The sequence below is a fragment of the Streptomyces sp. NPDC004752 genome (genome assembly GCF_053601275.1).
In genome coordinates, this window is sequence record NZ_JBSGBN010000019.1 from 71,046 (window position 1) to 96,771 (window position 25,726).

The window sequence follows — 25,726 nt, forward strand, 5'->3', positions numbered from 1 at the left end:
CGCAGGGCGCGTACATCATTCGGACCGTCAACATGCGCACCGCGATGACAGTTGAGAAACTGACCAACGTGCACAGACGCGGACATTTCAACCCGGAAGGGGAGGGGGATTGCATGGCGACTCCGGTCTTCGAGGAATTCGATCCCGTGAGCGACTGCGACTGTCCCGGATGCGTTCACTGGCGGCGGGTGAGCCCGCGTACGCTGCCCGGCCGGTTCGGCGGGCATCCGGCCGCCCGGCGGGCCCTGGTCGTGGCCGCCGCCACATCCGCCCTCGCCGCGGGCCACGCGGCGCCCGCCCTCGCCGTACCGCACGCTCCGCCCGCCCCGCACCGGCCGGGCCACGCGGCGGAGCCCGAACCCGACGCCCCGCAGGGCGGCAAGACCCCGCTGCACGGGCCGAGCGGCAAGCCCGCCACCGCGGGCCAGCTGCGCACCCTCACCCGAACGCAGATCATCAACCGGGCCAAAACCTGGGTCACCGCCAAGGTGCCGTACAGCACGAGCGCGTACTGGTCCGACGGTTACCGCCAGGACTGCTCGGGCTTCGTCTCGATGGCCTGGGACCTGCCGGGCAACGAGTGGACCGGCAGCCTCGGCAAGTTCGGTGTGAAGATCAAGAAGGAGGACCTGCAACCCGGCGACATCCTGCTCTTCCACAACGCCGCCGACCCGCACAAGGGCTCACACGTCGTCATCTTCGGCGGCTGGACGGACTACACGCACACCTACTACACGGCCTACGAGCAGACACCGCCGCGGACTCGCCGGCTGTCCACCCCGTATGCCTACTGGAGCCACTCCGACAAGTACGTCCCCTACCGCTACAAGGGCCTCGCCGCCGGTACGACGGGTGCCCAGGCGGCCACCACGGTCAAGGCCGGGCCGTTCCCGGGGGCGGCCTACTTCGGACCCGGCGCGAACAACAAGTACGTCACCCTGCTCGGCAAGCTCCTGGTCGCCCGCGGCGGCCGGGCCTACTACCCGAACGGGCCGGGACCGCGCTGGTCGGACCAGGACCGGCGGGCGACCCAGGCATTCCAGAAGGCCCAGGGCTGGAGCGGCGCGGACGCGGACGGCATGCCCGGACCGAGCACCTGGGAGCTGCTGGCGACCGGGAAGGGCAAGAACATCCGGCCCGCCACGGCCGGCGCGTCCGTGCCCGCCTCGCACGGCGTGCCCGGCTACCCCGGCCGCAATATGTTCCGCCCGGGCGCGAACAACGCGTATGTCACCCAGCTGGGGCGGCAGCTGGTCAAGAAGGGGTACGGCCGCTACTACACCACCGGGCCGGGACCGCGCTGGGGCGAGGCGGACCGGCGGGCCGTCGAGGCATTCCAGCGTGCCCAGGGCTGGCGCGGCGGCGCGGCGGACGGCTACCCGGGGCCGGAGACCTGGCGGCGGCTGTTCGGCTAGGCCGCCCCCTTCCCGTCACTCACCTGTCATGACGCATCTGGCGCGGAGGCTGGAGGCACGCATGAGCACGACAACATCACACACGCCCGAGTCGGAGGGACCCGTAGAGGGGCCGTCCCGTCCGGCCCGGCTGATCCAGAACGAGGCGACCACCGAGATCCCTGTCCATCTGCTGTTCCGCGACGACCCTGCCCCGGTGTCGGTGCCGCTCAAGCCGGCGGTGGTGGCCCGCCGGCAGGGCACCGGCGAGCAGCCGCGGCTCAGACGCCCGGGGCCGGTGCGGGCCCGGAAGGTGCCCGAGGCCGACCCCCTGCTGGTGGAGCGGCCGGTGCGGGTGCTGCCCGGGGCGGTGGGGGTGCTCGCCGGTCTGGGCGGGGCCGCCGGGTGTGTGGCCACCTCCTGGTGGGCGGGGGCGCTGCCGCAGCTCGTGGTGGAGGCGCTGCGGCTGCCCGGGTACCCGGGCGCCGGTCTGGGCCCGGCCCAGTGGGCGGCGTACGCGGGGGCCGGGGCGCTGGGCGCGCTGGGCTTCGGCGGGCTCGTCCGGGGCGCGACCGGCCGGGCCTGGGTGCTCGGTCTGTTCGGCCGCTACCGGGGGACCGTGCGGCGCACCGGCCTCATGTGGGTGAACCCGATGCTGCGGCGGCGCCGGGTCGATGTGCGGCTGCGGCACTGGCGCAGCGAGCCGATGCCGGCCGCCGACGGCGGCGGGGTCGCGCTCAGGGTGGTGGTCCTCGTGGTGTGGCGGGTGCGGGACGCCGCGCGGGCCGTGCTCGGTGTGGAGGACCACGAGACGTATCTGCGGGAGTGCGTGGAGGCGGCGCTGGCCCGGGTGCCGGTGGACATGCCGGGCGGGGCGCGGGGGGCCGTGGACGCGGCGGGGGAGGCGCTGACCCGGCTGGTGGCGGCGGACGCGGCGGGCATCGGTCTTGAGGTGTTCTCGGTGCAGCCGGTCCGGGCCGAGTACGCGCCCGAGGTCGCCGCGGCCATGCACCGCCGCCGGATCGCCGCGCTGGACGCGCAGCAGCGCTCCTCCATGCTCACCTCGGTGGTGGACTCGGTGGAGGACACGGTGACCCGGCTGACCATGCGCGGGCTGGTCGCACTCGACGACTACGAGCGCAAGATGCTGGTGCGGGACCTGACGGTCGCCTTCTGCTCGGGCCGTACGGAGTCCGCTCCGTGAAGCCGTACGGGGTTCGCCCGTGAGCCGTACCTCGTGAGCCGTACGGAGTCTGCCCGTGAGCCTTATGGAGCAGAACGCCGAAGGGCCCCTCGTCTTCACGAGGGGCCCTTCACCGGTGCGCCGCCAGGGACTCGAACCCCGGACCCGCTGATTAAGAGTCAGCTGCTCTAACCAACTGAGCTAGCGGCGCATGACTCCCGCCGTCCGCTTCCCGCGGTCGGCGACGAGGAAAATACTACCCGGTCCGCGAGGGTGTTCCGGACCGCCCTCCCGACCGCTCCGCAGCCCGGGTCCGCGGTGTGGTCCACACCACTGGTTCTGGATCTGAGCCGGTTCTGGATCTGAGCCGGTTCTGGATCTGTGCTGGCTCTGGATCTGAGCTAGATCGCCAGGGAGAGCAGCACCGGTGCCGCGTTGCGGTTCAGGGTGTCCGCGGCCTGCCGCAGCCGGTGCGCGTGCTCCACCGGAAGCGACAGCGCCAGACAGCCCACCGAGGAGCCCGCTGTGATCGGCACCGCCGCGCACACCGTGCCGACCGCGTACTCCTGTAGGTCCAGCACGGGCACCGTCGGCGGCTGGGACGCCAGCCGGGACAGCAGCAGCCGGTCGCTGGTGATGGTGTGCGAGGTGAGGCGGGCCATCTTGTGCCGGGAGAGATGGTCGCGGCGGGCGTTGTGGTCGAGCTGGGTCAGCAGGCTCTTGCCGAGGGCCGTCGCGTGTGCGGAGGAGCGGAAGTCGACCCACTCGTGGACCGCGGGCGCGGCCGGGCCGTCGGCGTACTGGGTGATCTTCACCTCACCGTCGACGTACCGGCTCAGATAGACGGCCGCGCCCACCGAGTCCCGCAGCCGGACCAGCGTGAGCTGGAGCTTCTCGCGCAGTGCCCGCTGCCGGTCGTGCGCCGAACCGAGGCGGCGCAGCGCCTGCCCGGTGACATACGTGTCGTCGGCGACCTGCTCGACGTACCCCTCGCGGCGCAGCATCCGCAGCAGCGCGGTCAGTCGCTCGGGGCCCAGGCGGGTCCGGCGGGCCAGTTCGGTGTCGGTGACGCCGGTGGTGTGCCGGGCCACCGCCTCCAGGACGCGCAGGGCGTCCTGGGCGGAGTGGTATGGGGCGGTCGGCTCGTGCGTCAGCGCCACGGTGGTCCCCCCTGCGCTTGCTCTCTGGGCCGTGATCCCTCTGGGCCGTGATTCTTCTGGGCCGTGATTCTTCTGGGCCGTGATTCTTCTGGGCCGTGATCCCTGTGGGTCGTGATCCTTCTGGGGCGTGATCCGGACAGCGGATCGCTTCCACGATAACGGGCAAAAGCCCTGTGCGGAGGGGGTGTTGGGGAGATCGCGAGGCCCTCGGCCGGGGCGCTGACACGCCCGGCATATGCCTAGGGCACGCCCCAGTCGGTGACCTGCTGTGTTGAAACTCTCACGCGCTGCAATTGCACCGGCCCGGCGGAAAGAATCACAGGACCGCGCCGAGGAACTCCCGGGTGCGGTCGTGCTCCGGATCGCTGAAGATCTTCTCCGGTGACCCGGCCTCGATGATCCGGCCGGCGTCGAACATCAGGACCTGGTCGGAGATGTCCCGGGCGAAGTTCATCTCGTGGGTCACACACAGCATCGTGAGGTCCGTGCTGCGGGCGATGTCCCGCAGCAGGTCAAGGACGCCCGCGACCAGCTCGGGGTCGAGCGCGGAGGTCACCTCGTCGAGGAGCAGCACCTGCGGCCGCATGGCCAGCGCCCGTGCGATCGCCACCCGCTGCTGCTGGCCGCCGGACAACTGGGACGGACGCATGCCGCACTTGTCGCCGAGTCCGACCATTTCCAGCAGGTCGCGGGCGCGCGCCTCCGCCTCGTCCCGGTCCAGGCCGAGCACGGTGACCGGGGCCTCAGTGATGTTCCGCAGCACCGTCATGTTCGGGAACAGGTTGAACTGCTGGAACACCATCCCGATCTTCTTGCGGACCTCGCGGACCTCCTTCTCGGTGGCCGGGAACAGCCGCTGCCCGTCCACCGTGATCGTGCCCTCGTCCGGCACGGCCAGCGTCATCAGCAGCCGCAGGATCGTGGTCTTGCCGGAGCCGGACGGGCCGATCAGGGTGACGTGCCGGCCCGCCTGCACGGACAGGTCGAGCCCGTCGAGGACCGTGTGCTCCCCGAACCGCTTGGTCACCCCGGCCATACGGATCAGCCGGCTCGAACGGTCCTCGGCGGCGGCCGGCTGCTTACTGGTCTCAACGGACAAGACGACGCTCCAGGGTGCGCAGAAGGAGGGAGGCGAGATAGGAGATGACGATGAAGGCCACGCCGATCACCGTCACCGGCTCGGTGAACTGGAAGTGCTGCTGGGAGAAGAGCCGCGCCCGGCCCAGCATCTCCAGGACGGTGATCGTCATCAGGATGGGCGTGTCCTTGAGCATCGAGATGACGTAGTTGCCGAGCGGCGGCACCACCCGGCGGATCGCCTGCGGCAGGATCACCACCGTCCAGGTCCGGCGCACCGACAGGCTCAGCGCCGTCGCGGCCTCCCACTGGCCGACCGGTACCGCCTCGATACCGGCCCGGTAGACCTGCATCGTGTACGTCGAGTAGTGCAGTCCGATCGCGAAGACACCGGTGGTCAGCGCGGAGAAGGTCAGGCCCCACTCGGGCAGCACATAGAAGAGGAAGAACAACTGCACCAGCAGCGGGGTGTTGCGGACGAACTCCGTCACCACCCCCACCGGCCAGCGCACCCACCGCGTCGGCATCCGCATCAGCAGCGTCCACACCAGGCCCAGGCTGAACGAGAGCAGCGAGCCGAGCGCCAGCGCCTGCAATGTGACCAGCAGGCCGTCCCAGAAGTGCGGCATGAAGTCGCCGACGGCGTTCCAGTCCCAGGTCATGCCACCCCACCGCCCGCGGCGCCCACGCCGGTCGTCTGCGCCCGCTTGACCGCACGCGCCGTCTTCTCCGTCCCGGGGTCCTTGCCGACCCCGGCCTTCAGCCGCTTCTCCAGCGCCCGCATCAGCCGGGTGATGACGAAGGCGATCACGAAGTAGATCAGCAGGACGTAGGTGTAGACCTCCGCGCTCTGCTGGAGCGCCAGCCGCACCAGGTTGGCGCTGAACGCCAGATCGCCCATGCCCATGACGGACACCAGCGCGGTGCCCTTGAGCAGTTCGATCACCAGGTTGCAGAAGGACGGGATCATCTCCGGCACCGCCTGCGGCAGCAGGATCAGCCGCAGCCGCTGCCAGGGTGTGAAGCCGAGGGCGATGCCGCCCTCCTGCTGCGTCGCGTCGACCGCGGTCAGCGCCCCGCGCACGACCTCCGAGCCGTACGCGCCGTAGGTGAGCCCGAGCGCCAGCGTGCCCGCCCACAGTGGCACCAGCTGCCAGCCGAAGGCGATCGGCAGCACGAAGAACACCCAGAAGATCATCACGAGCGCCGAGGTGCCGCGGAACACCTCGGTGTAGAAACCGGCGACGAAGCGGACGGTGCGCAGCCGGTGGGTGCGCGCCACGCCTACGACGAAGGAGACCGCCGCGGCCATGAGCGAGCTGAGGACCAGGAGCTGGACCGTGGTCCACACTCCCTTCAGGACGAGTTCCCAGAGCCCGGTGGTCATCCGCCGCACAGCTCCTTCGCGGTGAGGTCGGTCATCTCGGTCTGGGTGAAGCCGAACGGCCGCAGGACGCGGAACAGCTCACCGCTCTTCTTCAGCTTGTGCAGCTCGGTGTTGAAGGCGTCCCGGAGCTTGGTCTCCGTGGGCCGGAAGGCAAACGCGCCGCCGTCCACGTGAGGTTTGCCGTCGACGAGCGGGGCGAAGGCCGTGGTGGCCTCCACCTTGGCGGACTTCTTCACCACCTGATGGGTGGTCAGGGCGGTCCCGGCGAACACGTCGACGCGTCCGGCCTCGACCGCGTTCAGCCCGGCCACCTGGTCCGGGACGATCAGGATGTCGCTCTCCTTGTAGCCGGCCTCGACCGCGTACTGGATCTGGGTGTATCCGGTCCCGGTGGCGAACTTGGCCTTCCTCGCGACGACGTCCTTGTAGTCGTGCAGCCCCTTCGGATTGCCCTTGCGGACGATGAAGGCGTCGGGCATCTGGAAGTCGGGATCGGCGAAGATCACCTGTTCGCAGCGGTCCGGGCTCACGGACATCCCGGCGGCCACGACGTCGAACTGCTGCGAGTTCAGTCCGGGGATCAGCGAGCCGAACTCGGTCGGCACCGGCTGCACGCGGTCCACGCCGAGCCGTTTGAAGATGACCTTCGCCAGCTCCGGTGCCTCACCGGTCAGCCGGCCGTCCTTGTCGATGTAGCCGAACGGTATTTCGCCCGCGATCCCGAGCCGTACGACACCCTGTGCCCGCAGCCGGTCCAGCAGGTCGCCGCCGTTCGTCGCGGACGCCGTGGCCACGCGTGAGCAGCCCGCGGCGCCCAGCGCGCCGAGGGCCGCGACACCCGCGAGCACCGCCCGTCGGCTGTGTCTGTGCCCGTACCCGGTCGTGTGTACGCCGTTCCCAAGTGGTGGAGCCATGGCCGCGCGGCTACCCGGGACCGCACGAGTTATGCACCATGGATTTCATGACGGATTCCATGACCGCCCGCTTCCTGGACATCTCGCTGGTCAAGCGCGAAGTGCGGTGCACGGCCCGGCTTCTGGACGAGCGTGCTCCGCTGACCTGCGCCGCGGTGTGGGACGCCCTGCCGCTGTCCGGCGACGTCTATCACGCCAAGTACGCGCGCAACGAGATCTACGCCCTCTTCCCGCCCCTTACGGCATCCGAACCGCCCCTGGAGAATCCGACCGTCACCCCGATCCCCGGTGACCTCTGCTATTTCTCCTTCGCCGGCGCGGAACTGGGCACGCGCGCCTACGGCTACGACCGGGAGGTTCGCCCCGGGACCACCCTGGTGGACCTGGCCCTGTTCTACGAGCGCAACAACCTGCTGCTCAACGGCGATGTGGGCTGGGTGCCCGGCATCGTCTGGGGCCAGGTCGTCGACGGTCTCGACCGGATGGCCGAGGCATGCAACGACCTGTGGCGGTCCGGGGCGGCCGGGGAGACGCTCAGCTTCCGCCGCGCGTGAGCCCGGCCGTGTACAGCGCGTGGGCGGCGCGCAGCACCAGAGCGTCCCGGTGCCGGGCCGCGACCAGCTGCAGACCGATCGGCAGCCCCGCCTCGTCCGTCCCTACGGGTACGGTCGCGGCGGGCTGCTGGGTGAGGTTGAAGGGGTACGTGAACGGCGTCCACCCCGTCCAGCGCCGGTGGCGCGAGCCCTTCGGCACCTCCACGCCCGCCTCGAACGCCGTGATCGGCAGGGTCGGCGTGACCAGCAGGTCGTATCTCTCATGGAAGCGGCCCATGCGCCGGCCGAGGTCCATCCGGACGTCCACCGCGGCCAGATAGTCCAGCGCGCCGAACCGGGCGCCCGCCTCGCAGATCTCGCGCAGCCCGGGGTCGAGCAGCTCCCGCCGGTGGGGCGCAAGGCCCTGCACGACCCGGGCGGCGCCGCTGAACCACAGGGTGTGGAAGGCGTCCACCGGGTCGGTGAGGTCGGGGTCGGTCTCCTCGACGTACGCGCCCAGTTCCGCCAGCCCCGTCACCGCCCGCCGCACCGCCGCCGCGACCGCCGGACGCACCGCGACCTGGCCGCCCAGCGACGGCGAGTACGCCACCCGCAGCCCGCGCACGCCCCCGTCGAGGGCCGCGCGGAAGGAGCCGGGCGACTCGGGCAGCGCCGACCAGTCCCGGGCGTCGGGCCGGCCGATGACGTCCAGCAGCAGCGCCGCGTCCGCCGCGTCCCGGGTCATCGGGCCCACATGGGACAGCGTGCCGAAGGCGCTCGGCGGATACAGCGGCACCCTGCCGTACGTCGGCTTCAGCCCGAAGATCCCGCAGAACGCCGCCGGGATGCGCACGCTGCCGCCGCCGTCCGTGCCCAGCGACAGCGGGCCCGCGCCGAGCGCCACGGCCGCCGCGCTGCCGCCGCTGGAGCCGCCCGCGGTGCGGGCGGGGTCGTGCGGATTGCGGGTCACTCCGGTCAGGGGCGAGTCGGTCACCCCTTTCCAGCCGTACTCGGGTGTCGTCGTCTTGCCGATGAAGACCGCGCCCTGCTCGCGCAGCCGGGCCACCGACGGCGCGTCCTCGGCCCACTCGCCGTCCGCTGCTACGGTCCGCGAACCGCGCAGCGTCGGATGGCCGCGGAGCAGCAGGATGTCCTTGACCGTCACCGGCACGCCGTCCATCAGCCCCGCCGGCTCCCCGCGCCGCCACCGCCCCGCCGACTCCCGGGCCTGTTCCAGCGCCTCCTCGTTGAGGAGCCGGACGAATGCGTTCACCTCCGGCTGGATCCGGGCCGCCCGCTCCAGCGCGGCGGCGGTGGCCTCCACGGGGCTGAACGCGCCCTTGCGGTAGCCGTCGAGGAGTTGTACAGCGGTCAGGTCGGTCAGCTCCATGCACCCTCCCGGGGTCAGCGACCCGGTACGTATCCGCGCTTCTTGTCGACCACGTTCACCAGGGGTCTGCCCGCCGCCCACCGCTCGTACAACTCAACGAACTGGGTGCTGAGTTCATCCCGCCAGCCGACCGTGTCGCCGCTCATGTGCGGGGAGACGATCAGTCCCGGCAGCTGCCACAGAGGGCTGTCCGCGGCGAGCGGCTCGGTGGCGAACACGTCCAGGGCCGCGCCCGCGATCCAGCGCTTGGACAGCGCCTCGACCAGCGCGTCCTCGACGACCAGCTGGCCGCGGCCGACGTTGATGAAGTGCGCCGAGGGCTGCATCACGCCGAAGCGGCGGGCGTCGAACATGCCGTGCGTCTGCTCGGTCAGCGGCGCCGCCGCGATCACCCAGTCCGCCCGCGACATCAGCCGGTCCAGGTCGTCCGGGCCGTGTATGCCGGTGCGCGGGACGCGGCCGACGACCGCGGGCGTCACCTCCAGCGCCTTGAGCGTGCGGGCGATGGTGCGGCCGATGGGCCCGGAGCCGACCACGCACGCGCGCGTGCCGGCCAGCCGCCGGGTCTCGCGGTGCCGCCAGGTGCGCTGCCGCTGGAGGTCCAGGGTGTGCGGGAGGTCCTTGGCGATGGCCAGCACGAGTGCGGCCACGTACTCGGCGATGGGCCCGTCGAAGATCCCGCGCGCGTTGGTCACCACGGTGTCCGAGTCGGCCAGCTCCGGGCACATCAGATGGTCGACGCCCGCGCTCGCCGTGTGCACCCAGTGGGGGCGCGGACCGCCGCCCGGCCAGGCCACGCGGACCGCGCGCGAGGCGAAGTCCCACACCAGCAGGACGTCCGCCGTGGGCAGCAGCCCGGCCAGCGTGCGCTCGTCCGCGTGCACGACGCGGGCGTGGCCGGTGAGCCGGCCGAGGCGGGGAAGGGGGTCGGCGTCGAGGACGAGAACCGTTGGGACAGGCGTCGGCAAACCGTTCCTCCGTATTCCGTAGCGAGAGTCGGGACGAGGCGGACGGGACGAGGCGGGGCGGACAGGACTGGCGGGGCTCGCGGGGCTGGCGGGATGTGGGGGGCGGTGCCGGACCGGGCAGGCCGGGCGGGGCGGGGCGTGCGGGAAGGTGGCGGACGGTATCGGATCGGGCGGGGCGGACGGGACGTGCGGGGCGGTGCCGGACCAGGTGGGGCAGGCCGGAGAGGTGAGCCGGCTCGGGGACGTGGGGCGGTGCCGGACCAGGCAGGCCGGGCGGGGCGGGGCGTGTGGGAAGGGGGCGGACGGGGCTTGCGGGATGTGGCGGACGGTATCGGATCGGGGTCGGGTGGACGGGACGTGCGGGACGGTGCCGGACCAGGTGGGGCAGGCCGGAGGGGTGAGTCGGCTCGGGGACGTGGGGCGGTGTCGGATCGGGCCGGGCCAGGCGGGTCGGACGGAGCTGGCGGGAAAGGGATGTGCGGGGCGGTGGTGGACCGGGCGGTGCGGCGGGGGACGTGCGGGGCGGGGCGTGCGGGAAGGTGGCGGACGGGGCTTGCGGGATGTGGCGGACGGTATCGGATCGGGGTCGGGTGGACGGGGCGTGCGGGGCGGTGCCGGACCAGGTGGGGCAGGCCGGAGGGGTGAGTCGGCTCGGGGACGTGGGGCGGTGCCGGATTGGGCCGGGCCAGGCGGGACGTGCGGGACGGTGCGGTGCGAGGTCGGACGGGTGGGACGGCGGTGTCGGATCGGGCCGGGCCAGGCGGGTCGGACGGAGCAGGCGAGACGTAGGGATGTGCGGGGCGGTGGTGGACCGGGCGGTGCGGCGGGGGACGTGCGGGGCGGTGCCCGACCCGCCGGGCGGGGCGGTGGTGCGAGAAAAGGGCGGATGGGGCGGTGTCGGACCGGGCTGGGCGGGGCGTGCGGGAAGGTGGCGAACAGGGCAGGACGGACCGGCAGGGCCCCGGTGGGCGGTCTGGGGCAGGGGGTCTGACATGCGTGGATTGACCACGCTCGCACCCGAACCTACCTTCGTCAACACGGGCGTACCCGCACTCTGTTGCCCTCCCGTTTTCTTACCGTGAGGGGTGTCTTCCATGGACGTCTCTTTTCTCGGCGGTCCCCGCCCGCAGCGCGGCGTCGGCGTGGTCGCCCCCTTCGACTTCGCGCTCGACCGGGAGCTGTGGCGCTGGGTGCCCGACGAGGTGTCGCTGCACCTGACGCGGACGCCGTACGTACCGGTCGAGGTGAGCCTGGACCTGGCCCGGCTGGTCAGCGAGCACGAGACGCTCGGCAAGGCGGTGTATGCGCTGACCGCCGTCGAGCCCGAGGTGGTGGCCTACGCCTGCACATCCGGCAGCTTCGTCGGCGGGATCGCCGGGGAACGGGCGATGGGGGAGGCGATGGTCCGGGCCGGCGCCGTCCCGGCCGTGACGACGTCCGGGGCGCTGCTGGAGGCGCTCGCCGAGCTGCGGGTGCGGCGGGTGGCGCTGCTGACGCCGTACACGGAGTCGGTGACCCGCGCGCTGCGGGACTACGTGGCCGAGGCGGGTGTCCGGGTGACGCGGTGCGTCTACATGGGGCTGACCAGGCACATCTGGCGGGTGCCGTACCGGGAGGTGGTCGCGATGGCGCGCCGGGCCGTGCCGGTGGGCGGGGCCGTGCGGGCGGGCGGGGCCGACGCCCTGTTCATCTCCTGCACCAACCTGCCGACGTACGACGTGATCCCCCAGCTGGAGGCGGAACTGCGCATGCCCGTGCTCTCGGCCAACCAGGTCACAATGTGGGCGGCGCTGCGCCGACTGGGTACCCCAGCGGTGGGGCCGTACCAGACGCTGCTCGGGGACACCTCCCACGCCCTTTGGGACAGTGAGGGAGGCGCGGCGCGCGGATGGCCCGTACTGCCGGGAGAACAGCAGGAGGGCTGGACATGACCGCACTCGGATTCCTCTACCCGGGGCACTCCGCCGAGGACGACTATCCGCGCATCGAGCAGCTCCTGGGCAGCGACATCCGGGTGGACCTGGTCCATACCGACATCGGCGAGGACGCGCACCGGGTGGACGCGCTGCGGCGGATGGGGGCGCCGGAGCGGCTCTCGGCGGGTGTCGAGGCGCTGCGCCTGGCGGGCGTGGAGGCCCTCGTGTGGGCGTGCACCAGCGGCAGCTTCGTGTACGGCTGGGAGGGCGCCCAGACGCAGGTACGCTCGCTGGCCCTGGCCGCGGGCATGCCGGCCTCCTCGACGTCGTTCGCGTTCGTGCACGCGCTGCGCGAGATCGGGGTGCACCGGGTGGCGGTCGGCGCGACCTATCCGGACGACGTGGCCGAGCTGTTCGCGGACTTCCTGCGGACCGCGGGCGCGACGGTGACCGGAGTGCGGCCGTCCGGGATCATCACGGCGGCGGAGGTCGGCGACTGGGGCGAGCGCGAGCTGTTCGACCTGGCCCGGCGGGCGGACCGGGCGGACGCCGAGGCGCTGCTGCTGCCGGACACGGCCCTGCACACGGTGGCGCAGCTGCCCGCGCTGGAGAAAGAGCTGGGCAAGCCGGTCCTCACGGCCAACCAGGTCACGGTCTGGGAGGCGCTGCGCCTGACGGACCGCAGGGTGAACGCCCCGGCGCTGGGCTCCCTGTTCACCCGGGAGCCGATCGTGCAGGTCTGAGCCCGCCGGTCGCCCGGCAACGCCTCTCGCGAAGACCCTCGCGCCCCCTCACGAAGACCCCCGGGAATAAACCGGAGACTGCCTCCCGTTAGCTCCCGGAGGACAGTGCACGGCGGACCGTGCAGGGCGAACCACAGGAGGCAGCACCGTGGCGGCAGACGAGATCCGGGGGACGGCCCACGGGACCGCCCCCGTCCCCCTCTCCGTACTGGATCTGGTGACCGTCGGGGCGGGCAGTACCGCCACCGAGGCGCTGCGTACCGGCGTCGAGCTGTCCCGGTTCGCCGAGGCGCGCGGCTTCCACCGGTACTGGGTGGCCGAGCACCACTCGATGCCGGGCGTCGCCTCTTCCTCGCCCGCGGTGATCCTCGCCCACCTCGCCGCCCACACCGAGCGGATCCGGCTCGGCTCGGGCGGGGTGATGCTGCCCAACCACGCGCCCCTGGTCATCGCCGAGCAGTTCGGCACGCTGGAGGCGCTGGCGCCGGGGCGGATCGACCTTGGGCTGGGGCGGGCGCCGGGCACCGACGGGGCCACCGCCGCCGCGCTGCGCCGCACCGACACCCTGAACGAGGGCGCCGACGACTTCCCGCAGCAGCTGGCCGAACTGACTCGGTTCCTGGACGACGACTTCCCGGACGGCCATCCCTACCGGCGTGTCCACGCCGTGCCGGGCCCGGTGCAGGGCAGCGCGCCCGGCGGCGTCCAGTCCCCGCACCGCCCGCCCGTCTGGCTGCTCGGCTCCTCCGGTTTCAGCGCGCGGCTCGCGGCCCTGCTCGGCCTGCCGTTCGCCTTCGCGCACCACTTCTCCGCGCAGAACACCGTCCCGGCCCTCGACCTGTACCGGGAGAACTTCCGGCCGTCCGACGTCCTCGACGAGCCCTACGCCCTCATCGGCGTCTCCGTCCTCGCCGTGGACGACGAGCGGGAGGCGCGTCGGCAGACCCGGGCGATGGCGCTGAACATGGTCCGGCTGCGCACCGGCCGCCCCGGCCTGTTCCCCGACCCGGCCGAGGCGGAGAAGCACGAGTTCAGTCCGATGGAGGAGGAGTTCGTACGGTCCTGGACGAGCAACATCGTGCACGGCGGCGCCGAAGAGGTGCGCGCCGGACTCGACGCGCTGCACAAGCGCACCGGCGCCGACGAGCTGATGCTCACCTCGCACGCCCACCACGGCGACCTGCGGCTGCGCTCGTACGAACTGATCGCGGACGCCTACGGGTTGCCCACCGCCTAGGGACTGCGGACGCCTACGGGTTGCCCACCGCGTAGGACTGTGTCGCCAGCAGTTCGGAGATGCGGTCCGGCGGCACCGGCCGGGAGTAGAGCCAGCCCTGGCCGGTGTCGCAGCCGATGTTCCGCAGCCGGTTCGCCTGCGCCGCGGTCTCCACGCACTCGGCGGTCACCGTGAGCCCCAGCCGGTGGGCCAGCTGGATCATCGCCTCGACCACGACCTCGTCGGCCGGATTCGGCCGGTCGCCGGGGTCGTCGTACTGGAAGCCGCGCACGAACGAGCCGTCCAGCTTGAGGACCGACACCGGCAGCCGGCTCAGATAGGCGAGGTTCGAGTAGCCGGTGCCGAAGTCGTCGATGGCGATCTGTACCCCCATGTCGCTCAGGGCCTGTAGGGCTTCCAGCGGGCGGCCCGCCGATCCCATCACCGCCGACTCGGTCAGCTCCAGCTGCAACAGATGCGGGGCCAGGTTCGTCCGGGCGAGGGCGTCCGCCACGTCGGCCACCAGGTCGGAGTCCCAGATCTGGCGGACCGCCACGTTGACGCTCACGAAGATCGGCGGCTCGCCCGGGTGGTCCAGCTGCCAGCGGCGCGCCTGGCGGCAGGCGGTGACCAGCGCCCAGCGGCCGAGCGGCACGATCGAGCCGTCCTCCTCGGCCAGTCCGATGAACCGATTCGGCGTCAACGTGCCGAACTGCGGGTGGTGCCAGCGGGCCAGGGCCTCGACCCCGCGCAGCCGGCCGTCCGCCATGCCGACCAATGGCTGGTACTCCAGGGCGAATTCACCGTGCTCGATGGCGGGGCGCAGCGCGGAGGAGAGGGCCTGCCGGGTCATCCGGTGCGCGTTGCGCTCCGGGTCGAACAGCGTCCAGCGGCCCTTGCCGTCGGCCTTCGCCCAGTACAGGGTCGTGTCGGCCGCCTGCATCAGGCCGGTGGCCGTCGTGCCGGCCGTGTGCCGCTCGACCACGCCGATGGAGGCCGTCAGCGACAGCCGCCGGCCCGCCAGATCGAAGGGCGCCCGGAGCGCGGTCAGCGCGGACTCGGCCAGCTCGGCCAATTGGTCCGTGCCCGTGGAGTCCTCGACGAGCAGGGCGAATTCGTCGCCGCCGAGCCGCGCCACCAAGGGGGTGGACGCCCGGCCGGCCCCGGCCTCGTCCGCGATCCGGCTCAGCCGCTCCGCCACCGCGGCCAGCAGCCGGTCGCCGACCCGGTGGCCGAGGGTGTCGTTGACCGCCTTGAAGCCGTCGAGGTCCAGGGAGCACAGTCCGACCCGGCCGGTGCCGCCCTGCTCGTAGGCGTCCGCTTCCAGCGCGGCCGTCAGCCGCTCGAAGAACAGCGTGCGGTTGGGCAGCCGGGTCACCGGGTCGTGCATCTGCAAGTGCCGCAGTCTGGCCTGGAGTTCGCGGCGGGCGCTGATATCCGCGACGGAGAACAGGACGCCCTCCTCGGACTCGGCGAGCGGAGCGACGGTGACCTGCACCCACACCGAGCGGCCGTCGGGCTGCTTCAGTCGCCGGGTGCAGCGCAGTCTCGCCTGCCGGCCGCGCAGTACCTCGCGGTAGGCGTGCCAGGCGCGGGCGTCGGCGGTCAGGTCGACCAGGTCGGCCGCGACGAGTCCGGTCAGTGCGGCGGCGTCGGTGCCGAGCAGCGTGCCGAATGTGTCGTTGGCGCTGACCACCAGGCCGTCGCGGTCGACGACGGCCATGGACAACGGGGCGGCCGCGAAGACGGAACGGTAGGTGTGCGCTGGTGCTCCGGCGTGCGGCCGGGCACCGGGAGGCGCATTGTTGTCACTGTCTGTGACGGCGGACCGGTCGAGGTCTGCCGCGGGCGTCGGCCCTTCGGACGTTCCGCTCACCGCTCGCTCCCGCAGTGCACTCGATCTCTGTCCGTGCCGGAAAGTGTGCCGATCATAGAGGCTGGCCCGAGGGCCTTCCAGCCACCCTCCAGTGTCCCTGATCGACCCACGGTTCTGACAGATCGTTTCTGCCCGTGGATGGACAGGTTCTTCGGGCCTACGACCGCTTGTGACGTTCCGTGAGTGATTCGGGGTGTCGGCCATTCGGGGGTGTGACGGATGCTCACCCTTCTGGTGCAGACAAACAGGGCGTAGTGGATCAAAATCCCACAGGCTGGGTGCGGTGTCCGTGCAATCGCACCCGGAGGTCTCCCCTTGCCGCCCCATCTGCGCAGTGCCGCCGCCGTGTTCACCACGATGTCGGCGCTCGCCGCGACGTCGATCCTCACCGTCCCGTCGGTGGCCGAACCGTTCTCCACGACGCCGTGCGCCCTGCAGCGGACCGACGCGCACCACTCGGAGGGAGTGGACACCTGGAACCCCTCCTATCCGCGTCCGACCCGCCCGCTCGATGCCGTGCTGGTGTTCCTCTCCTTCCCGGACTCGGCCCCGCACAGCACGACCGCCGCATTGGCCGCCGACCACTTCCCGGCCACCAGCCGCTTCTTCGAGCATGCCTCCTACGGCAGGTTCACGCTGCGCCCGCATCCGCTGAAGCGCTGGCTCCGCATGCCGCACCCCTCGACGTCGTACGTCATGAGGCGTGACTGGAGCGCCGCACAGCGGGCCGCCTATCTGCGCGACGCGTTCGCGGTGGCCGACGGTGACGTCGACTTCTCGCGCTACGACATCGTCTACTTCGTGGCCGACCCGGATGCGCCCGGTGTGGACTCCGACGCGACGAAGGTCGTCAACCTGGACACCCCGATGCGGGTGGACGGCAAGGACATCCGCCGGGTCGTCACGGTCTTCGAGGAGCATCCGCCGGACCGGCTGGTCCTCGCGCACGAGACCGGGCACGCCTTCGACCTGCCGGACCTCTACCACCGCCCGGTGGACGACAAGGGCGACTGGGACACCTATGTCGGCGACTGGGACCTGATGGGAAGTCAGTTCGGGCTGGCGCCGGACCTGTTCGCCTGGCACAAGTGGAAGCTCGGCTGGCTGGATCCACGCCAGGTGGTGTGTGTGCACGGGACCGGACCGACCCGGCTGACCCTGGAGCCGCTGGCCGCCGGGGAGACGCCGGCCGCCGGGACGGCCGGGTCCCCGGCGTTCGGCCTGGGCGGCGGGGTGAAGCTGGCCGTCGTGCGCACCGGGTCCGACAGCGCGCTGGCCTTCGAGGCGCGCGGGCCGGTCGGGAGCGACCGCGGGGTCTGCCGGCAGGGGGTGCTGGTGTACCGGGTGCACAGCGGCGCGGCGTCCGGAAACGGCCCGATCGAGGTCGTGGATGCCCATCCGCGCACCGAGGCATGCTGGGAGGGTTCGGTCTACCCGCCGCTCGCCGACGCCCCGGTCGCCCTCGGCGAGAGCTTCACGGTGCCGGATGACGGCGTCCGGGTGGCGGTGGAGGACCGTACGGTGTCCGGCGCCTGGACGGTGAAGATCACCCCGAAGATCGGGGACTGAGCGCTGGAGACGAAGATCCGGAGGGGGAGGAAGAGGGGGGCTGATCCCGCTGGAAAACAGCGATGGCGAGGGGGTTCGCGTGTGCTGCGAACATGCCTCGCCATCGTCATTGTGCGCCGCCAGGGACTCGAACCCCGGACCCGCTGATTAAGAGTCAGCTGCTCTAACCAACTGAGCTAGCGGCGCCTGCTGACGTCGTAGACCCTAGCACCCTGGTCGGCGGGAGGAAAAATCGATATCCGTACGGTTTCCCGGGCCGCCCGGACCGCCGCCCAGAGCACCACCTCGGGCCCGGGCAGCCAGGGGTGCCGGGTGTCGGGGGCGACCAGCCAGCGGGAGCCGTCGCGGGCGGCGGACCCCACGCCGTCCGGGGCGTGCGGGCCCGGTACGGTCACCGCGTCCCCGGTGCCGTGGCACAGCAGCGGTGGCACGCCGCAGGTACGGTCCCGAAGGCCCCACTCCTCCCAGGCCAGCAGCGAGGGCAGGCGCTGGGCCGTGCCCGGCGCGGCGAACAGCAGCACGCGGCCCCGGAACACCGCGACCGGTCCGGACCCCGGGCCCTCGGCCCACAACCGGTCCAGCATCCGGCGCCCGAAGATCGCCGGCGCGTTCACCACGTCGAAGGCGGTGCCGCAGGGCAGTACGAGCGGGGCGTCAGGCCGCTCCTCCCATAACGCGAGTGCGCTGCGCGGATACGTTTCTGCGGAGGCGAGCCAGGCGGCGCCGTCGACGGTGACCTTCCGTGTGCTGCTCATGCCTCATAGATCTACCGTCGGTGAAATTACCGTTGCTGTGAGTTGCGGAATCTCAGGACGGGAGGGTGGAAGGGGGAGTATCTTGCCCGCCTGGCATAGGGCGTAGGGCATAGTCGGTGGGACGGCGATTGCCCTGGCGGCGACGCTGTGGGGCGGCGATTGGTGTGGGGCGTCGGTGTGACACCCGCCCCAGGGTCACGGGTCACACAGGATCGACGGTGCCGCGCCCCTCGGTGTCGGCCCCGCGCATCAGGTCCCGGCCGAACTCGACCATCCGCTTGGCGTAGTCCTCGGTCCACTCCGCCCGCTCGGCGATGTCCGCGGGCGTCAGCCGGTCGAAGCGGCGCGGGTCGGCCAGCTGGGCCGCCGCGATGGCCTGGTACTCCACGGCGCGGTCGGCGGCGGCGCGGAACGCCTGGGCCAGCTCGGTCGCGCGCGCCAGCAGGGCCCGGGGGTCGTCCATCGACTCCAGGTCGAAGAAGTGCTCGGGATCGGCGACCGCCGCCACGGGCTCGAAGAGCAGGGGCGCGGGGCGTAGCCGCGATTCGTTCCGACGCGGCGTGGGCTCCGCCATGTCTCGTCCTCCTTGTACGGTTCCGTTGGCCGCCCCCCTAACAGGCTGCGCCACCGTCCATTCTCCCGCGCCCCCACAAGCCCCCGTCACGCCCGCCCGGGTTCACCCTCACACAGCCCAGCCAGGTCGAGCAGTACACCCGTGCCTTTGAACGGCTGTCACAGGGAGCCGTGAGGGGAGCGGCAGCACGTTCTCTCATCGCGGGCGCGTTGGCGTCCCTGGACTGATTGCCTGCGCGTCACCCCAGCTCACGGTCGCCAGGGCACACGGTGTTCCTGGAAGTGGAGCCAGGTGGTGAACATGGCCTCCCAGCCGTCCGGGAACTTGACGAGTGTGCCGAGTTGGACCGGGTCGGTCGACGGGTAGTCGTCCAGGAGTTCGGCGACGCCCGCCCGGCAGACCACGATGCAGGCGTGGCGGTGCCGGGAGGCGAGCACGCACAGGCGGCCCGTCTCCAGGTGGAAGGCGGTGGCGTCGGGGCGGCCGGACAGGGGGTGGAGCATCACCGTCACGTCGTACTCCCGGCCCTGCAACCGGTTCGCCGTGTCGACCGTGACGTCCGCCACGCCCAGCTCGGCCAGTGCCGCCCGTACCGCCGCCGCCTGGTCCCGGTGCGCCGTGCCGACGGCGATCCGGGCGGCGGTGAGCGGGGCCGGGCCCGTATCGCGCTCCGAGGTCGCCGCGCCACCGCGGTCCAGCAGCCGGCGGACGACCGTGGCCACCGCCCGCACCGCCTCCGGATCCGTGCGCGGCGTGTGCCGCGCGGGCAGTTCCAGCAGGCCCCAGCCCGAGGCCGCCGCCTCGTCGATCACCCGGTCGGGGCCGGAGCCGTCGGACGGCACCGCGAAGACCAGCCCGCGGTCGCCGTGGTCCGTGCCGCTGCGAAACGGCGTGTACGGATAGAACGCGTCCGAGACCAGGGGCGCCGCCGAGGCCGGCAGCCGCCAGGACACCGGCAACCGGTGCTGCGGCAGCTCGGGATTGTGCGCGAGCAGCGTCGTCACGGCGGAGGCCGACGGGTCGTACGACAGCCCCGCCCACTGCTCGCCGCCCACGATCGCGAACGGGTCCAGCTGGCCCGGGTCGCCCACGAACAGCGCCCGCTCGAACAGTCCGGCCACCGCGAGCAGTGCGTCCGAGCGCATCTGGTACGCCTCGTCGACGATCGCGTGCCGCCATGGCTCGTCCACCGTGACGTGCGCCCACTTCGCGGCCGTGGACAGCACCACCGGGACGCCGGCGAGATCCGCCGCCTTCGCCGATGTGCGCACGCTCGGCAGTTCGTCCAGCGCCTTGTCGTACGGATCTGCGTCGCTGCTGTGCAGTCGGCCCACGGGCAGCTCGGGGTTCTTCTCCGCGAGCCGCAGGACCAGGTCGTCGACCTGGGCGTTGGTCTGCGCGACCACCATCAACGGACGCCCGGCGTCGGCGAGTTCGAGCGCGGCCCGGACCACTAGCGTGGACTTGCCGGCGCCGGGCGGGGAGTCGACCACCACGCCCCGGTGCGCGCCGTGCAGGGTGTCGTGCAGGATCGCCTCGGTGGCGCGCGCCGCCACGGCCCCGGGGTCGAAGGTGCCCGTCGTCATGTCTGTTGTCATGCCCGCCGTCATGCCCGCGGTCACAGCACGTCCTCCTCGGTGAGGGGATCGGCGGCCTCCGGGACGGCCTCGCCCGGCGGCCCGCCGTGCGTCCACGGGGTCTGCTCCGGGTCGGGCAACTTGGCCCCGCCACGCTGCTCGTGCTCGAACAGCGTGCAGCACAGCCGGTCGCCCTTCTCGGGCACGGACCCGGCCTCGGGATCCTTGCCGCGGCCCATCTTGTCCAGGATCCGCAGCACGATCAGCCCCTCGCCCTCGTACCCCACGAACTCCGCCGACTGCGGCCTGCCGCCCAGCGAGCGGTATGTCCTCGCCCGCTCCCCGAGGTGTGGCCGGTCGTCCGTGCGGACGGTGACCAGCGGGCGCGGACTGGGCCGCTTCCCCTCGCTGTACGCCATGACGACATCGGTGACCTCGCCCGCGAACGCCTCCCCGGCCAGCCGTCGTCCCGCCATCACCAGCGGGTCGTCGAGCGCTTCCTGGGCGTCCAGTCGGGCCTGTTCGCGTTCCCGCGCGGCCAGCTTGTTCGCCGCGGTGACCGCGTCGTCGCGGCGCGGCTGCGGGGGCTCACCCGCGCGTACCCGGTCGCGGTGGCCGGTGAACGACCAGCGGTCCCGGGTCCACCGCTCCTCGACGTGCGCGCCCTCGGGCAGCGCCCGCAGCAGGTCGAGCCCGCGCCACACGGCGTCCCAGGTGGGCCGCGTACGGCTCTCGACCAGGGCGTGGATCTCCCGTTCGGCGACGGTGACCGGACCGAGCCGGGCGTCGGCCTCCAGGCCGTCCGCGGCGGCGGCGAGGGCGGTGCGGGCGCGGTGGTGGCGCTCGATGGCGGGGGCGAGCAGCCGGTTGTCGAAGGCCGGGTCGGTGGCCGGTCCTGCGGGCGGGTACAGCAACTGGCCGTCGGCGTCCCGCGCCCGCTCCATCCGCTCGGCCGCCGCGGCGCCGGGCTCGCCGTCGGGCGGGTCGATCCAGGCCAGCAGCGCGCCCAGGTGCTGGTCCTCCAGGCTCGACTGACCGGTCGCCCAGTGCCGGGCCAGCACGTCGGTCAGCGCGAGCAGCAGCGCCGAGCCGGGCACCCTGGCCCGCTCCCCGAAGTGGGTGAACCACCGGCCGAGCAGCGGCACCCGGGGCGGCGCGGGGTACGGAGCCTGCGGGTCCTGCTCGGCCGTACGGCGAAAGCGCATGGAGCGGCCCAGCAGCCGTACGAAGTCGACGCCCGCGCGGCTCGGCACGATCAGCTGGGGCGCGTCCGCGCACAACTCCGTCATGACCTTGACCCGCTTGCCGGTCTCCGGGTCGGTCTCGGTGCGCTCGGCGTACGCGTCGAGGTACGGCAGGACGATGTCGGCGAGTTCGGCGAGGAAGGCGAAGCGCAGGTCGCGGTCGCGCGGCTGCGGCACGACCAGCAGGCGGGGCGCGTTCCGGTCGGTGCCGACCAGGGCGCCGAGCGGGGCACCGGCCTCGCCGGCGGTGGTCAGTGGCACGAACACCAGGGGCCGGTCGGACAGATGCCGGTGCCGGACGGTGGCGGCGGGGCGGGCCCGGCCACAGCTCACGGCCTCCAGCCGGCCGAGGGTGGCGATCAGCGACAAGGGGCCACCTCCCGATCGGCCCGCGCTCCGGGGAGCGCCAGGTCGCCCGGTGTCGCCTCGCCCGCTGCCGCCTCGCGCAGCGCCTCCGTGCGCAGGACCGCCGCCCGGCGCAGGGCGGCGACCGCCGGGTCGTCCGGGTCGCCGCTCGCGCCACGGGCCGCCGACAGCACGTCATCGACGGTGGTCAGACCGCCCAGCTCGGCGCGCTGCGCGCGGCCGAGGGCGGTGACCGCGCCGGCCGCGCGCGAGCGTGTGCGGCAGTGGAAGGCGAGTTCGCAGGCGGCCAGGCACTCGGGCGCGTACGCCGCGGGCACCGAGTCGACCGCGGCCGTCAGCTCGGCGGCGGGCAGGCCGGGGGCGAAGCAGGTGCCCTCGGGCAGGGTGTCTGCGATGTCCTGGATCCGGGTGAGCCGGGCCAGTTGACGGGCGGTGACGGCGCGCTGCTTGCGGACGTCGACGGCGGAGGCGGCCGGCAGGTTGGAGAAGTCCTTGGGGCAGACCAGAAGCACCCGGTGGCGCACGCGCGGGGCCGGTTCGAGGCGGGCGGCGACCTCCTCCAGGGCCAGCACGTACACCGCGGCCTGCCGGGCGGCGGCACCCACCTTCGCCGGGTCCGCCGCACCGTCCAGCATCGGGAAGGACTTGATCTCCACGACGGACCAGCTGCCGTCCGGATGCACGACCACCGCGTCCGGTTCCAGGTACGTGGGGGAGCCTGCCACGTCGAGGGCCAGCATCGGGTGGTCGAGCAGCGTCCAGGCGCCCGGGGCGGCCGTGGCCTCGCGCAGCGCCAGCGCCGTACGGGCCGTGCGCCCCTCGGGGCCGATCGCGGACAGGTCGGGGACGGCGGCCTGCCGCGGCGGTTCGGCGGCCGGATCCAGTGTGGTGTGCACGAGCCGCAGCAGTTCCGCGCCGTCGCCTGCCTTCACCCGCGCCTCGAAGGCGTTGCCCCGGGTCAGGGCGAACTGCGACTGGCCGAAGACGGCCGGCGCGCCCAGCGACTTGGCCAGCGCGGTCTTGTCGACCCCGGCACCGTCCAGGATCGCCCGCCTGCGGCATCCCGGGTTCGCGGCGAGTGCCGCGAGGGCGCGCGCGTCCAGTGCCTTGGGCTGGACGTCGGCGCCGCCGCGCAGCTCAGCGAGTCTTCCCCAGACTCTCGACTTCGCCGGAGCGGGGGAGGCCCCAGCCCGGGGTCCCTTCTCCCGCGTCCCTGGGGGAGTCTCCCGGGTCCCTGGGGGAGGTGTCCGGCTCGGCTCCGGGCCCGAGCCGGTCCTCGCGCTGCCGTGGAATTCGTTCACCCGTCGAAGTCTGGCATCCGCCACCGACAATCGGTGAACCTGCGCCGCCGGAGCGCCCGGTGACGGCGGTGGCCGCCGGGGCGAGACGGGCCCGCAGCGCGTACTGGGCCCGTACCGCGGGCGGGGTGAGTCGGGTCCGCGTCGCGGCGGCGGCCCGCGTCACATGCGGCGCGAGCAGCAGCCCGGCGCCCATCACGACCGCGCCCGCGACCGCGTCCAGCAGATAGTGGTTGGCGGTGCCCATGACCACGATCGTGGTCAGCAGCGGGTAGGCCACGCCGAGGACCTTGGTCAGGCGCGTGCCGCCGTACCGCCACAGCATCACTCCGCACCACAGCGACCAGCCGACGTGCAGGCTCGGCATGGCCGCGTACTGGTTCGTCATGCCGCCCAGCCCGCGCGGGGCGCTGGCATCGCCGCCCCACCAGCCGTACGAGCTGTACTGGGCCATCGTGTCGACGAAGCCGTGTTCCGGCGAGAGCAGCCGGGGCGGGCAGGTGGGCAGCAACGTGAAGCCGATCAGGCCGATGAACGTGGACGTCATCAGCCAGGTGCGGGCCGCCTGGTAGTGGGCGGTGCGGAACCGGAAGATCCAGATCAGGATGACCGGTGTGACCACATAGTGCAGGGACGCGTACCAGAAGTCGGCGGGTACGCCGAGCCATGCCTCGCGCGTGAACAGCCGGTTGAGCGGGTGCTCGGCGTTGACGTGCAGGAACGTCTCGGCGCGCAGGATCGCCAGCCCGTGGTCGACGGCGGTCGAGACATCTCCGCGGGCGAGGAGGCGGCCGGCCGAGTAGCCGCCGTACACCAGCAGGATCAGCGGCAGTTCGGTCCACCACCGCAGCCGGATCGGCCGGGACTTCCCGGTGCCCGGTGTCTCGGTCTGCGGCATCCGATCGCCCTCCCCCTTTTTCTCACGTGCCGCCCGGCGGGCCGACCGTGCCACTTTACGGTGTACGTGGTCCGCCCGTGCGGGGCGTTCCAGCCCTCAAAGACGCCGAGATCGCCCGCTGGGTTGCCCCCGAAGGGCGTGCGCGATGATGGACGGGTTCCGCTTCCGTTCGCGCTCGTTCTCCTCCTCTGTCCCTCCCTGTTCCTTCCTGTTCCGCTCCCTTGATGTCCTGTTCCCCTCGTTGATTTCCTGTTCCCCCTGTGATTTCGGGCGGTTTCACATCGTCTGTCCAGAAAGGTCTCCTCATGGCACCGCGCATCCTGTTGGCCCGGCACGGACAGACACAGTGGTCGCTGTCCGGCCAGCACACCGGCAGGACCGACGTGCCGCTCCTGGAGGAGGGACGGCGGGGCGCCAAGCTGCTCGGCGAGCGGCTGCACCGGGCGCCCTTCGACGGCCTGCCCGGGGCCGAGGTGCGCACCAGCCCGCTGGCACGCGCGCGTGAGACATGCGAACTCGCCGGGTTCGGCGAGCGGGCCGACGTCTGGGACGCGCTCCTGGAATGGGACTACGGCGCCTACGAGGGCCTGACCCCCGCCGAGATCCAGGCCGCCCGCCCCGGCTGGCTCATCTGGCGGGACGGTGTCCCCGAGGGCGAGAGCCTGGCCGAGGTGACGGCCCGCGCGGACGAGGCGGTGGCCTGGGCCCGGTCGGCGGACCGCGACGTCCTGGTCTTCGCCCACGGGCACATCCTGCGCTCCATAGGGGCGCGGTGGCTGGGGCTGCCCCTGGACTTCGCCGCGCGCATCCGCCTCAACCCCACATCCCTGTCGGTCCTCGGCTGGGCGTACGGCGAACCGGCGATCGAGAGCTGGAACGACCTGGGGCACCTCGCCGGGTGACTCGCCGGGTGAGCGGACTCACACACCGCGCGGCAGTGCGGCATGCCGCTCCAGGAACTCGGACACCCCCGAGGCCCTGCGGTGCGGCAGCAGCACGCGCGCGGTCCCGGCCAGCATCGTCTGGATGCGGGACGACTGGACCTGGTCCAGCAGGTCCAGCACTTGCAGACCGGCCTGCGCGGCCTCGTCGGGTCGCCCCCCGCGCGCGAGGTCGTCGGCCAGCTCCGCCGTGTACAGGGCGATGTTCCGGGTGAAGTGCGGGTCCTGAAGCCCGGCCGCGCGGCGCGCGTGCCGGGCCGCCCGCGGCCAGTCGCCCAGCGTCGACCAGCACTGCGCCTCAAGCCCCTCCAGTTCGGCCTCTCCGTAGAAGGTCATCCACTCGGGGTCGGCGTCCGAGCGGCCCCGCTCGAAGAATGCCTGCGCGCGGGCCAGCGCCTGTGCGCAGCCGGTGCGGTCGGCGAGCCCCGCCCAGCCACCCGCCTCGCGCAGCGCCAGCAGCGACATCAGGCGCGCGGAGCCCAGCGGGCGCCCCACCCGCTGCGCGGCCTGCGCCGCCCGCACCGCCTCCCGCGGCCGTCCGGCGTCCCGCGCGAGGAACGCCGTGTTGCAGAAGGCGTGCGCCTCCAGGGCCGGGTCCCCGGTCACCCGGGCGGTCGCCAGCGCCTCCGCGTAGTGCGAGCGCGCGTCGTCGAAACGGCCGGAGTCGTGCGCCAGCCAGCCCACCGAGATGGCGAGTTCACCGGCGCCCGAGTGCAGCCGTTCGGCGGTGGCCTGCCGGGTCGCGCC

The 25,726-nt window shown here is 72.7% G+C and carries 22 protein-coding genes, 2 tRNA genes and 1 pseudogene; 8 read left to right on the plus strand and 17 right to left on the minus strand.

Annotated features, from left to right (window positions below; genetic code table 11):
- Nucleotides 1-113: 113 nt before the first annotated feature.
- Nucleotides 114-1,415, plus strand: a complete 1,302-nt coding sequence (locus tag ACWEKM_RS10965; RefSeq protein ID WP_451620855.1) for a peptidoglycan-binding protein — start codon at nt 114-116, stop codon at nt 1,413-1,415.
- A gap of 61 nt (nt 1,416-1,476) precedes the next feature.
- Nucleotides 1,477-2,598, plus strand: coding sequence for an SPFH domain-containing protein (locus ACWEKM_RS10970; RefSeq protein ID WP_451620856.1), 1,122 nt, complete (start codon nt 1,477-1,479; stop codon nt 2,596-2,598).
- Nucleotides 2,599-2,714: 116 nt separating this feature from the next.
- Here the strand turns inward: ACWEKM_RS10970 and ACWEKM_RS10975 are convergent.
- The 6 genes from ACWEKM_RS10975 to ehuB all read right to left on the minus strand — a co-directional run bounded on the left by ACWEKM_RS10975 (nt 2,715) and on the right by ehuB (nt 7,115).
- Nucleotides 2,715-2,788, minus strand: a tRNA-Lys gene (locus ACWEKM_RS10975).
- A 190-nt stretch (nt 2,789-2,978) separates the two neighbouring features.
- A complete protein-coding gene (locus ACWEKM_RS10980; RefSeq protein ID WP_451620857.1) occupies nt 2,979-3,737 on the minus strand; it encodes an IclR family transcriptional regulator in 759 nt (252 codons plus the stop codon).
- Nucleotides 3,738-4,053: 316 nt separating this feature from the next.
- Nucleotides 4,054-4,773 (minus strand): ectoine/hydroxyectoine ABC transporter ATP-binding protein EhuA, encoded by a 720-nt coding sequence (gene ehuA, locus ACWEKM_RS10985; RefSeq protein WP_451620873.1) that lies wholly within the window; start codon nt 4,771-4,773, stop codon nt 4,054-4,056.
- Nucleotides 4,774-4,825: 52 nt separating this feature from the next.
- Nucleotides 4,826-5,476 carry an ectoine/hydroxyectoine ABC transporter permease subunit EhuD gene (gene ehuD / locus ACWEKM_RS10990; RefSeq protein WP_451620858.1) on the minus strand — a complete coding sequence of 217 codons (651 nt, stop codon included), beginning with the start codon at nt 5,474-5,476 and terminating at the stop codon, nt 4,826-4,828.
- Nucleotides 5,473-6,201, minus strand: a complete 729-nt coding sequence (gene ehuC, locus ACWEKM_RS10995) for an ectoine/hydroxyectoine ABC transporter permease subunit EhuC (protein ID WP_451620859.1) — start codon at nt 6,199-6,201, stop codon at nt 5,473-5,475. Before ehuC ends, ehuD begins: the two co-directional genes overlap by 4 nt.
- A complete protein-coding gene (ehuB, locus tag ACWEKM_RS11000) occupies nt 6,198-7,115 on the minus strand; it encodes an ectoine/hydroxyectoine ABC transporter substrate-binding protein EhuB (RefSeq protein WP_451620860.1) in 918 nt (305 codons plus the stop codon). The genes ehuC and ehuB overlap by 4 nt, the downstream gene beginning before the upstream one ends.
- A gap of 59 nt (nt 7,116-7,174) precedes the next feature.
- Here ehuB and ACWEKM_RS11005 point away from each other — a divergent pair, with 59 nt between their 5' ends.
- Nucleotides 7,175-7,669, plus strand: coding sequence for a DUF3830 family protein (locus tag ACWEKM_RS11005; protein WP_451620874.1), 495 nt, complete (start codon nt 7,175-7,177; stop codon nt 7,667-7,669).
- Here ACWEKM_RS11005 and ACWEKM_RS11010 read toward each other — a convergent pair.
- Both ACWEKM_RS11010 and ACWEKM_RS11015 read right to left on the minus strand, forming a co-directional pair.
- Nucleotides 7,650-9,038, minus strand: coding sequence for an amidase (locus ACWEKM_RS11010; RefSeq protein WP_451620861.1), 1,389 nt, complete (start codon nt 9,036-9,038; stop codon nt 7,650-7,652). The genes ACWEKM_RS11005 and ACWEKM_RS11010 overlap by 20 nt on opposite strands.
- A gap of 14 nt (nt 9,039-9,052) precedes the next feature.
- Nucleotides 9,053-10,006 (minus strand): D-2-hydroxyacid dehydrogenase, encoded by a 954-nt coding sequence (locus ACWEKM_RS11015; protein WP_451620862.1) that lies wholly within the window; start codon nt 10,004-10,006, stop codon nt 9,053-9,055.
- Nucleotides 10,007-11,100: 1,094 nt separating this feature from the next.
- Here ACWEKM_RS11015 and ACWEKM_RS11020 point away from each other — a divergent pair.
- From ACWEKM_RS11020 to ACWEKM_RS11030, 3 genes are all read left to right on the plus strand, one after another.
- Nucleotides 11,101-11,937 carry a maleate cis-trans isomerase family protein gene (locus ACWEKM_RS11020; protein WP_451620863.1) on the plus strand — a complete coding sequence of 279 codons (837 nt, stop codon included), beginning with the start codon at nt 11,101-11,103 and terminating at the stop codon, nt 11,935-11,937.
- Entirely contained in the window at nt 11,934-12,665 is a 732-nt protein-coding gene (locus tag ACWEKM_RS11025) for a maleate cis-trans isomerase family protein (protein ID WP_451620864.1), read from the plus strand. The genes ACWEKM_RS11020 and ACWEKM_RS11025 overlap by 4 nt, the downstream gene beginning before the upstream one ends.
- Nucleotides 12,666-12,813: 148 nt before the next feature.
- Complete coding sequence (locus ACWEKM_RS11030; protein ID WP_451620865.1) at nt 12,814-13,902, plus strand: LLM class flavin-dependent oxidoreductase; 1,089 nt, start codon at nt 12,814-12,816, stop codon at nt 13,900-13,902.
- A gap of 13 nt (nt 13,903-13,915) precedes the next feature.
- Here ACWEKM_RS11030 and ACWEKM_RS11035 read toward each other — a convergent pair whose 3' ends face one another.
- The gene (locus ACWEKM_RS11035) at nt 13,916-15,757 is read right to left on the minus strand and encodes a putative bifunctional diguanylate cyclase/phosphodiesterase (RefSeq protein ID WP_451620866.1); all 1,842 of its coding nucleotides are present in this window, start codon (nt 15,755-15,757) and stop codon (nt 13,916-13,918) included.
- 357 nt (nt 15,758-16,114) lie between these two features.
- Here ACWEKM_RS11035 and ACWEKM_RS11040 point away from each other — a divergent pair, with 357 nt between their 5' ends.
- On the plus strand, nt 16,115-17,326 hold the full coding sequence (locus ACWEKM_RS11040; protein ID WP_451620875.1) for a M6 family metalloprotease domain-containing protein: 1,212 nt from the start codon (nt 16,115-16,117) through the stop codon (nt 17,324-17,326).
- Nucleotides 17,327-17,438: 112 nt separating this feature from the next.
- Here the strand turns inward: ACWEKM_RS11040 and ACWEKM_RS11045 are convergent.
- The 7 genes from ACWEKM_RS11045 to ACWEKM_RS11075 form a co-directional block, all read right to left on the minus strand.
- Nucleotides 17,439-17,512: transfer RNA gene (locus tag ACWEKM_RS11045), tRNA-Lys, on the minus strand.
- The gene (locus tag ACWEKM_RS11050) at nt 17,503-18,081 is read right to left on the minus strand and encodes a bifunctional DNA primase/polymerase (RefSeq protein ID WP_451620867.1); all 579 of its coding nucleotides are present in this window, start codon (nt 18,079-18,081) and stop codon (nt 17,503-17,505) included. Before ACWEKM_RS11050 ends, ACWEKM_RS11045 begins: the two co-directional genes overlap by 10 nt.
- Nucleotides 18,082-18,283: 202 nt before the next feature.
- Nucleotides 18,284-18,655: a hypothetical protein gene (locus ACWEKM_RS11055; RefSeq protein WP_451620868.1), complete on the minus strand. Its 372-nt coding sequence runs from the start codon at nt 18,653-18,655 to the stop codon at nt 18,284-18,286.
- 248 nt (nt 18,656-18,903) lie between these two features.
- Nucleotides 18,904-20,241: an AAA domain-containing protein gene (locus tag ACWEKM_RS11060; protein ID WP_451620876.1), complete on the minus strand. Its 1,338-nt coding sequence runs from the start codon at nt 20,239-20,241 to the stop codon at nt 18,904-18,906.
- A 32-nt stretch (nt 20,242-20,273) separates the two neighbouring features.
- On the minus strand, nt 20,274-21,845 hold the full coding sequence (locus tag ACWEKM_RS11065; protein ID WP_451620869.1) for a hypothetical protein: 1,572 nt from the start codon (nt 21,843-21,845) through the stop codon (nt 20,274-20,276).
- Entirely contained in the window at nt 21,836-22,978 is a 1,143-nt protein-coding gene (locus ACWEKM_RS11070) for a hypothetical protein (protein WP_451620877.1), read from the minus strand. The genes ACWEKM_RS11065 and ACWEKM_RS11070 overlap by 10 nt, the downstream gene beginning before the upstream one ends.
- A 1-nt stretch (nt 22,979) precedes the next feature.
- A complete protein-coding gene (locus ACWEKM_RS11075; protein ID WP_451620870.1) occupies nt 22,980-24,038 on the minus strand; it encodes a phosphatase PAP2 family protein in 1,059 nt (352 codons plus the stop codon).
- A gap of 305 nt (nt 24,039-24,343) precedes the next feature.
- Here ACWEKM_RS11075 and ACWEKM_RS11080 point away from each other — a divergent pair, with 305 nt between their 5' ends.
- Nucleotides 24,344-24,940 carry a histidine phosphatase family protein gene (locus ACWEKM_RS11080; RefSeq protein ID WP_451620871.1) on the plus strand — a complete coding sequence of 199 codons (597 nt, stop codon included), beginning with the start codon at nt 24,344-24,346 and terminating at the stop codon, nt 24,938-24,940.
- Nucleotides 24,941-24,958: 18 nt separating this feature from the next.
- Here the strand turns inward: ACWEKM_RS11080 and ACWEKM_RS11085 are convergent.
- Nucleotides 24,959-25,726: pseudogene (locus ACWEKM_RS11085) on the minus strand (hypothetical protein); the annotation flags it as partial.

Excerpts from the sequence above, each read along its gene's own strand:
- ACWEKM_RS10965 (WP_451620855.1), top strand. The coding sequence starts at position 114 with ATGGCGACTCCGGTCTTCGAGGAATTCGATCCCGTGAGCGACTGCGAC.
- ACWEKM_RS10970 (WP_451620856.1), top strand. The coding sequence starts at position 1,477 with ATGAGCACGACAACATCACACACGCCCGAGTCGGAGGGACCCGTAGAG.
- ehuA (WP_451620873.1), bottom strand. The coding sequence starts at position 4,773 with ATGGCCGGGGTGACCAAGCGGTTCGGGGAGCACACGGTCCTCGACGGG.
- ehuD (WP_451620858.1), bottom strand. The coding sequence starts at position 5,476 with ATGACCTGGGACTGGAACGCCGTCGGCGACTTCATGCCGCACTTCTGG.
- ehuC (WP_451620859.1), bottom strand. The coding sequence starts at position 6,201 with ATGACCACCGGGCTCTGGGAACTCGTCCTGAAGGGAGTGTGGACCACG.
- ehuB (WP_451620860.1), bottom strand. The coding sequence starts at position 7,115 with ATGGCTCCACCACTTGGGAACGGCGTACACACGACCGGGTACGGGCAC.
- ACWEKM_RS11005 (WP_451620874.1), top strand. The coding sequence starts at position 7,175 with ATGACCGCCCGCTTCCTGGACATCTCGCTGGTCAAGCGCGAAGTGCGG.
- ACWEKM_RS11010 (WP_451620861.1), bottom strand. The coding sequence starts at position 9,038 with ATGGAGCTGACCGACCTGACCGCTGTACAACTCCTCGACGGCTACCGC.
- ACWEKM_RS11020 (WP_451620863.1), top strand. The coding sequence starts at position 11,101 with ATGGACGTCTCTTTTCTCGGCGGTCCCCGCCCGCAGCGCGGCGTCGGC.
- ACWEKM_RS11025 (WP_451620864.1), top strand. The coding sequence starts at position 11,934 with ATGACCGCACTCGGATTCCTCTACCCGGGGCACTCCGCCGAGGACGAC.
- ACWEKM_RS11040 (WP_451620875.1), top strand. The coding sequence starts at position 16,115 with ATGTCGGCGCTCGCCGCGACGTCGATCCTCACCGTCCCGTCGGTGGCC.
- ACWEKM_RS11050 (WP_451620867.1), bottom strand. The coding sequence starts at position 18,081 with ATGAGCAGCACACGGAAGGTCACCGTCGACGGCGCCGCCTGGCTCGCC.
- ACWEKM_RS11055 (WP_451620868.1), bottom strand. The coding sequence starts at position 18,655 with ATGGCGGAGCCCACGCCGCGTCGGAACGAATCGCGGCTACGCCCCGCG.
- ACWEKM_RS11060 (WP_451620876.1), bottom strand. The coding sequence starts at position 20,241 with ATGACGACGGGCACCTTCGACCCCGGGGCCGTGGCGGCGCGCGCCACC.
- ACWEKM_RS11075 (WP_451620870.1), bottom strand. The coding sequence starts at position 24,038 with ATGCCGCAGACCGAGACACCGGGCACCGGGAAGTCCCGGCCGATCCGG.
- ACWEKM_RS11080 (WP_451620871.1), top strand. The coding sequence starts at position 24,344 with ATGGCACCGCGCATCCTGTTGGCCCGGCACGGACAGACACAGTGGTCG.